The sequence below is a fragment of the Aeromicrobium sp. genome, assembly GCF_032084975.1.
Classification (GTDB): domain Bacteria; phylum Actinomycetota; class Actinomycetes; order Propionibacteriales; family Nocardioidaceae; genus Aeromicrobium.
Genome location: NZ_DAMDLR010000133.1, coordinates 1 through 4,069, shown reverse-complemented (window position 1 = coordinate 4,069; position 4,069 = coordinate 1). Strand labels below are relative to the sequence as shown.

Below are 4,069 nucleotides of genomic sequence, written 5' to 3'. Positions count from 1 at the left end.
GCGACGGTCACCACGCGGTGCGCCTGGGGCTCACCTCGGTGCAGGGGATCGGGACGGCCGACGCCGAGCGGATCGTCGCCGCGCGGACGGAGCGTCCCTTCGCCGACATGGCCGACGTCGTGCGCCGGTGCGGGCTGACCCGCGCCCAGCAGGAGCAGCTGGCCACCGCCGGGGCGTTCGACGAGTTCGGCCTCTCGCGCCGCCAGGCGCTGTGGAACGCCGGCTACAGCGACGGCCAGGACCGCCTGCCGGGCACCGCCATCGTGGCGCCGCCGCCGATGCTGCCCGGGATGAGCGATGTCGAGCTGACGCTGGCGGATCTGGAGTCGACCCGGATCTCGCCGAGCGAGCATCCCTTCGAGCACCTGCGGCCGATGCTGACCGGGCAGGGGATCTTGTCGGTCGAGGCGCTGTGGCGCCACGAGCCCGACCGGCGCGTCCGGGTCGCGGGCCTGATCACCCACCGCCAGCGGCCGTACACCGCGGGTGGGGTCACGTTCCTCAACCTCGAGGACGAGACCGGGATGCTCAACGTGGTCGTGTTCGACGCCGTGTGGCAACGCCACCGCATCGCGGCTCGCTCCAGTGCGGCCGTCGTGGTCCGGGGTCGCCTCGAGCACCAGCAGGGCGCGGTCAACCTCGTGGCCGAGGTGATCGAGCGGCTCGACGGCGCGGCCGTCCCGCGCGGCCACCGGTCCCGCGACTTCCGCTGACGGTTTCCCCGGTTAAGTAGGTTCTCTGGCACTTCACGAGGGTTGCGATCCTCGTGAAGTGCCAGAGAACCTCGTTCAGTCTTGCCAGCCGGGTCTCACGCGAGCACTGGAGTCCAGCTGGCCCTGGTGCGGGAACGGCGGCCGTCGATCAGCGGACTTAACGAGGAAAACTCTCACTTCTCGAGGTTCGCAACCCTCGCGAAGTGACAGGAAACCTACTTAACCGGGGAACCTGTCACCCGGGGCACGCGAGACATGGGTGCCACGGCCCCTTAGCGTCGGAGCATGGAGATCCGCAGGCTCACCGAGGACGACCGGGAGGCGCTGGTGGCCGTTCGGCTCCCGGCGTTCGGCACATCGACGCTGGGCGGGGACCGCGTCGAGCATCCGGCGTACGAGCGGTGGGGATCGTTCGTCGAGGGCCGTCTCGCCGCCACGGCCACGCGCAAGCCGTACGCCTCGTGGTTCCGCGGGCACGAGGTCCCGACGTGCGGCGTCGGAGGCGTCGCCGTCGCCCCGGAGCTCCGCGGGCGCGGACTGCTGCGTCCCCTCATGGAACGGCTGCACGAGGATGCGCGCGCGCAGGGGGACGTGATCGCGACGCTGTTCGCCAGCGCGCCCGGGATCTACGCGAGCCTGGGGTACCGGACGGTCGGCGCGATGGACACGATCGAGGTCGAGGCGTCGACCCTGCACCGCTTCGAGCGCCGGCACGACCTGAGGCGGGCGGACGAGGCAGACCTGCCGACCCTCAGGCGGATCTACGCCGAGTGGGGCCGGCGGCACGACGGTCCGCTCACGCGCACCTCGGTGGAGTTCGACGACGGCGCCTGGCTGCACGACGCCACGGGGGTGACGCTCGCCCTCGACGAGGACGGCCGCGCCGTCGCCTACGCCGCGTGGAACAGGTCGCCGGGCTTCGGCAAGGACGCCCACGTCGAGGTCGAGGACCTGGTCTGGACCGACGACGCTGCACGTGACTCGCTGCTGTGGATGTTCGGCACGTTCTCGAGCGTGACCGCGACCGTTCGCTTCGACACGTCGGGAACCGAGCTGACGGACGTGCTGCCCGAGCACCGCGTCCGCGACCACCGGCCCTACGACCTGCTGGTGCTGCAGCCCGAGGCGTTCGAGGCCCCCGCCGGGCCGGTGCTCGTCCGCGACTACTTCTGATCCACGTCCGATTCAATTCGGACCTTAGTGTTGACATGACCATAACCTGCCCCTTAGTGTCCTCTTGACCCTAAGGAGGTGGGTGCGATGGAACAGCGGATCGAGCTGGCCGTCTCGACGGTGAGCTTCGCCCTGCGCCCGCACCCGCGCACCGGGCGCCTCACCCTGTGGCTGCCGCTCGTCAAGCGGATCCGCGAGCCGTTCCTCGGCCGCTGGGCACTGCCGGGTGGACCGCTGCAGCCGGCCGAGGACCTCGACACCTCCGCTCGCCGGACACTGTCGCGCACGACCGGTCTCGAGCCCGCCCACCTGGAGCAGCTCTACAGCTTCGGCGGCATCGACCGCTCGCCCGACCGGGTCGTGTCGATCGTCTACTGGGCGCTCGTCCGACCCGACGAGGACGCTCGCGCGATCGACGGCGAGAACGTCGAGTGGTTCGTCGCCGACGAGGTGCCCGAGCTCGCCTTCGATCACAACGTGATCGTCACGTACGCCCTCGACCGGCTGCGCGCCAAGATCACCTACTCCGACATCGCGCACGCGTTCACGGGCGAGGAGTTCACGATCGCCCAGCTGCGCGAGGTGCACGAGGCCGTCCGCCAGGTCCGCCTCGACCCTGCCAACTTCCGCCGCCAGGCCCTCGCGCACCCGCGCATCGTCGCCACGGGCCACCACGTCACCGGCACCAGCCACCGACCGCCGGCCCTCTACCGACTGGAGACCGCATGACCATCTCGATCAACGACCTCATCGTGTCGGCGCCCGGCAGCAGCTGCGACGCCGACCTGGCGAAGTCGCCGTGGGAGTTCGACGGGTTCCCCGGGTACGGCCCGGGCGCGTCCGAGCAGGACGCCATCCCCGAGCCCGTCACGCGCCCCGGCCAGCTGCCGGCGGCCTACCAGCGGATGCCCGAGACCGAGCTGCACGCACGGATCCGCGCCGCGAAGGAGACCCTGGGCGAGCGGCTCGTGATCCTGGGGCACTTCTACCAGCGTGACGAGGTCGTCCAGTACGCCGACTTCGTGGGTGACTCGTTCCAGCTGGCCAACGCGGCCCTCACTCGTCCCGACGCCGAGACCATCGTCTTCTGCGGCGTGCACTTCATGGCCGAGACGGCCGACATCCTGGCCCGTCCCGAGCAGCGCGTCATCCTGCCCAACCTCGCCGCCGGTTGCTCGATGGCCGACATGGCCGACGAGGACTCGGTCGAGGCGGCCTGGCAGGCGCTCACCGAGTTCTACGGCGACGACGAGACCATCCCCGTCACCTACATGAACTCCTCGGCCGCCCTCAAGGCCTTCTGCGGTCGTCACGGCGGCATCGTCTGCACGTCGTCGAACGCCTCGACCGTGCTGGAGTGGGCGTTCGAGCAGGGCCGCCGCGTCCTGTTCTTCCCCGACCAGCACCTGGGCCGCAACACCGGCAAGGCGATGGGCGTGCCGCTCGAGCAGATGCCGATGATCAACCCGCGCAAGCCGGACCTCGGGGTCGATGCCGACGTCCTGCGCCAGGCCCGCGTCCTGCTGTGGCCCGGCTTCTGCTCGGTGCACAAGCGGTTCACCGTCGCCCAGATCGAGCAGGCTCGCGCCCAGTACCCCGACTGCCGGGTCATCGTGCACCCCGAGAGCCCGATGGCGGTCGTCGACGCGGCGGACGCCGCCGGCTCCACCGATGCGATCAAGAAGTTCGTCGCCGCCGCGCCGGCCGGCTCGGTCATCGCGATCGGCACCGAGATCAACCTGGTCAATCGCCTCGCGGCGCAGAACCCCGACAAGACGATCTTCTGCCTCGACCCGGTCGTCTGCCCGTGCTCGACCATGTACCGGATCCACCCGGGCTATCTCGCCTGGGTGCTGGATGGCCTGGTCGAGGGCGAGGTCCGCAACGAGATCGTCGTGGACGACGACGTCGCCGTGCACGCGAAGGTCGCGCTCGAGCGGATGCTCGCGGCGCTCCCGAAGGCCGACTGACCATGACGCACGTCGCCGTGGTGGGCAGCGGCGTCGCGGGCCTCACCGCGGCGCTCGACCTGGCGGCGCGACCCGGTGTCCGGGTCACGCTCGTCGCGAAGGCACGGCTCGACCAGTCGAACACGCACGTCGCCCAGGGCGGCGTCGCCGTCGTGAGCGCGCCGGACGACTCGGTCGCGTCGCACGTCGCCGACACCCTCACGGCCGGCGCGG

The 4,069-nt window shown here is 70.8% G+C and carries 5 protein-coding genes; all 5 read left to right on the top strand.

What is annotated here, in order from left to right; all coding sequences use genetic code 11:
- The coding region (locus RT323_RS16235) for an OB-fold nucleic acid binding domain-containing protein (RefSeq protein ID WP_313410288.1) at positions 1–713 on the top strand (713 nt) is incomplete at its 5' end.
- 285 nt (positions 714–998) lie between these two features.
- Positions 999–1,886, top strand: coding sequence for a GNAT family N-acetyltransferase (gene eis / locus RT323_RS16230; RefSeq protein WP_313410286.1), 888 nt, complete (start codon positions 999–1,001; stop codon positions 1,884–1,886).
- A gap of 87 nt (positions 1,887–1,973) precedes the next feature.
- The gene (locus RT323_RS16225; RefSeq protein ID WP_313410285.1) at positions 1,974–2,615 is read left to right on the top strand and encodes an NrtR DNA-binding winged helix domain-containing protein; all 642 of its coding nucleotides are present in this window, start codon (positions 1,974–1,976) and stop codon (positions 2,613–2,615) included.
- A complete protein-coding gene (gene nadA / locus RT323_RS16220; protein ID WP_313410283.1) occupies positions 2,612–3,856 on the top strand; it encodes a quinolinate synthase NadA in 1,245 nt (414 codons plus the stop codon). Before RT323_RS16225 ends, nadA begins: the two co-directional genes overlap by 4 nt.
- A 2-nt stretch (positions 3,857–3,858) precedes the next feature.
- The coding region (locus tag RT323_RS16215) for an FAD-dependent oxidoreductase (RefSeq protein ID WP_313410281.1) at positions 3,859–4,069 on the top strand (211 nt) is incomplete at its 3' end.